The 3,833-nt window shown below is 63.3% G+C and carries 4 protein-coding genes; all 4 read right to left on the minus strand.

Annotation, left to right across the window (positions count from 1 at the left end):
• Window positions 1-445 (minus strand): NAD-dependent epimerase/dehydratase family protein (locus AC1P6P_RS05530; RefSeq protein WP_481401437.1); only part of this gene is annotated, 445 nt, incomplete at its 3' end.
• Between the two features lie 2 nt (window positions 446-447).
• Entirely contained in the window at window positions 448-2,322 is a 1,875-nt protein-coding gene (locus AC1P6P_RS05535; protein ID WP_481401438.1) for an ABCB family ABC transporter ATP-binding protein/permease, read from the minus strand.
• Between the two features lie 53 nt (window positions 2,323-2,375).
• A complete protein-coding gene (gene rarD, locus AC1P6P_RS05540) occupies window positions 2,376-3,284 on the minus strand; it encodes an EamA family transporter RarD (RefSeq protein WP_481401439.1) in 909 nt (302 codons plus the stop codon).
• A gap of 53 nt (window positions 3,285-3,337) precedes the next feature.
• On the minus strand, window positions 3,338-3,833 hold a 496-nt coding region (locus AC1P6P_RS05545; RefSeq protein WP_481401440.1), incomplete at its 5' end, for an alpha-isopropylmalate synthase regulatory domain-containing protein.

Genomic DNA, 3,833 nt, shown 5'->3' on the forward strand with positions numbered 1-3,833 from the left:
TGATGGTGATCGGGAAACCGTTCTCGCGGTACGCCTTCATCAGCAATTCTTCGCAGGCGATCTTGTCGCGCGAATACTGCCAGTAGGGATTGGCGAGCGGCGTCGATTCCGTGATCAGGTAATGACCCACCGGCTTCTGGTAGGCGCTGGCCGACGAGATGTAGACGAACTGGCGCGTGCGCTTGGCGAACAGGCGGATGGAGCGCTCGATCTCGAACGGGGCGAACCCGATCCAATCGACCACGGCATCGAACTGCGCGTGCCCCAGCGCCTTTTCGACCGCCGCTTCGTCGGTAATGTCGACCTGCAGGGTCTTGACGCCCGCCGGCACATGTACCGCGCGCTGGCCGCGCCGCAAGAGCGTCAGATCGATGCCGCGCTCGGCCGCGAGCTCGGTGCAGGCTGTGGAAATGATGCCGGTGCCGCCGATGAACAGGACTTTCATGGTCATTCTCCTGCGATGGTACGCGCCACGCCGGGCGTCGCCAGCGGGTCGGATTCAAGCTTTTTGACGCGTTCGCGCGCCGCTTCCGCCCGCTTCTGCCGGTTCCACATCGCGGCGTAGGCGCCTTTGCGCGCGACGAGGTCTTCGTGCCGGCCGCGCTCGACGATTTCGCCTCGTTCCAAGACCAGGATTTCATCGGCATCGACCACGGTGGAGAGGCGATGGGCGATCACCAGCGTGGTGCGGTTCTTCGAGACCTCCGACAGCGCGCTCTGGATTTCACGTTCGGTGTGCGTGTCAAGCGCCGAGGTGGCTTCGTCGAGTAACAAGATCGGCGGGTTCTTCAGGATCGTGCGGGCGATGGCGACGCGCTGCTTCTCGCCGCCCGACAGTTTCAGCCCGCGCTCGCCGACCATCGAGTCGTAGCCGAGCGGCAGTTCGCGGATGAATTTGTCGATCTGGGCGTGGTGTGCCGCCGCCTTCACGTCGGCGTCGGGGGCGCCGATGCGGCCATAGGCAATGTTGTAGCGCACCGTGTCGTTGAAGAGGACGGTATCCTGCGGCACGATGCCGATGGCGGCACGCAGCGAGGCTTGCGTCACGTCGCGGATGTCCTGACCGTCGATCGTCACCTGGCCCGAGGCGATATCGTAGAAGCGGAACAGAATGCGGCTGATGGTGGACTTGCCGGCGCCCGACGGGCCGACGATGGCGACCGTCTTGCCGGCGGGAACGGTGAAGGAAATTCCCTTCAACACGGTGCGGGCCGGCTCGTAAGCGAACACGACATTGTCGAAGCGGATTTCGCCGCCCTTGACCTCGAGCGCCGGCGCGGCAGGCTTGTCCTGCACTTCTTCGCGGCTATGCAGGAGGCGAAACATCGCATCCATATCGACCAGAGCCTGCACGATTTCGCGATAGACGGTGCCCAAGAGATTCAGCGGCACGTAAAGCTGCAGCAGGATGGCATTGGCGGCGGCAAAACTGCCGAGGGTGTAGGTGCCGTCCTTGATGCCGAGCGCGATCAGCACCATCACCGCCACCATGCCGACCGAAATGATCATGGCCTGCCCGGTGTTGAGCACGGAAAGCGAGGTCTGCGCCTGAATGGAAGCCTGGGCGAATTTCGCCATCGAGGCATCGAAGCGCGCGGTCTCGTGCTTCTCGGCGCCGAAATATTTCACCGTCTCGTAGTTGAGCAGGCTGTCGACGGCCTTGGTATTGGCGTCCTGGTCGGACTGGTTCATGTCGCGGCGGAACTGGATGCGCCAGCGGGTGATGGCGAAGGTGAACCAGACGTAGGCCGCGACCATGGCCAGCGTGATCGCCGCGATGGTGACATTCAGCATCACCACCATCTCGACCGAAAACACGATGAGGATGAACAGCGTCGGGAAGATCGAAAAAATCGCGAACGACAACAGCGTGTCGATGCCCTTGGTGCCGCGCTCAATTACCCGGCTGAGGCCGCCGGTCTTGCGTTCGAGATGGAAGCGCAACGACAGGGCGTGCAAATGGGCGAAGGTCTTGACCCCGACCTCGCGCAGGGCGTGGTACTGCACGTCGGCGAAGATGCCGTCCCGCAATTGCGCCATCGCCTGCATCAGAATGCGGCCAATGCCGTAGGCGACGATCCAGCCGATGGCGATGCCGACCGCGATGGTGGCCGGCGGCTGCACCGCAAGGCGGTTGGTGGCCCAGCCCATGAACAGCGGAAACGCCCCGGTCGCCGCGATCGCCAGCAGCAGGCAGGCCATCGAGCCAACGACACGGATTTTCAGGTCGCGCCGGCCTTTGGGCCAGAGGTACGGCAGCAGCATCCAAATCGGACGCAGCGACGGCACGCCCTCACCATCTTCCAGCATCGATCTGGCCATTTTCCGGTCCCCGTCAAGGCAAGCCCTATAGGTAAGGTGCCGGACGCCGGTCTTCAATCCCGAATGACGGTCCGCCGCGCGAAACGGCCATCCACCGCCACCAGCACCAGAGCCACCCAGACGCAGCCGAACGCGGTCATGTCGATGCGGGTGAAGGGCTCGCCCAGCACGTATACCGCGATCAGGAGCGAGATCGAAGGCGACAGATATTGCAGAAAACCGAGCGTCGACAGCCGTACGCGGCGGGCAGCGGCGGCAAACAGGATCAGCGGCAAGGCCGTCAAGGGTCCGCCAAGGATAAGAAGCAGGTCGGTCAACGGATGGGCGGGCGTGAAGGCGCCGGTGCCCTGAACGCCCCAGAACGCCAGGATACCGCCGGTCACCGGCAACAGGATGCAGGTTTCGATGGTCATGCCGTCGAGCGCGGCCACCGGCGTGAGCTTGCGGATATAGCCGTAGATCGCGAACGAAAACGCCAGCCCCAACGCGATGAACGGAAAATGGCCGAGCGTCAGCGATTTGAACAGCACCGCCACGGCGGCCAGCCCGATGGCAACGAGCCGGAGCGGCGACAGGCGTTCGCCCAAGAGCGCCACGCCGATGGCGACGTTGATCAGCGGATTGATGTAATAGCCGAGCGAAGCCTCCACCAGCTCCGCCTTGGCAATGGCATAGATGTAGAGCGTCCAGTTGAAGGCGATGAAGATGCTGGAGAGCGCCAGCGCCCGGATCACCTTGGGGTTTCTGACGGCGGTCAACACCTCGCGCCAGCGGCCAAGGATCAGGATGGTGATGACGCCCACCGCCGCCGACCACACCATGCGGTGATAGGAAAGCTCGAACGGCGGAACGTTGCCGAGCATGTGCCAATAGAGCGGCAGCACGCCCCACAGGCCGTAGGACGCGACCGCATAAAGGATGCCCGCCGTTTCGTTCGGCGGCGTTGGCTTGAGCTCGGACATGGCGGTTTACTTAAGGGCGGAGCGCGCCCGGCGCCTTTCACAATGTCGTGTGCTTACGGCTGGGCCCCGTCGCGCAGAAGTTTCAGGTAAATCGCATCGACCAATGCCTCGAACGAGGCATCGACGATGTTCTCGGAGACGCCGACGGTGGAATAGCGCGTGCCGCTGCCGTCCTTCGATTCCACCATGACCCGGGTGATGGCTTCGGTGCCGGCCGTCAGGATGCGCACCTTGTAATCGGTCAGTATCAGATCGGAGAGATACCCGGAGTATTTGCCAAGGTCCTTGCGCAAAGCGCTCGACAGCGCATCGACCGGGCCATGGCCGACATCGACGTTGTAGAACGTCTCGCCGTCGACGCGCACGCGCACGGTCGCTTCCGACACGGTAACCAACTCGCCATGGGCATTGTGGCGCCGCTCGACGATGACGCGGAAACGGTCGACGTCGAAATATGCCGGCACTTCGCCAAGGGCTCGGCGGGCAAGCAGCTCGAACGAAGCCTCGGCGCCATCATAGGTGTAGCCAAGGTATTCGCGCTGCTTGATG

Source organism: Rhizomicrobium sp., assembly GCF_056722145.1.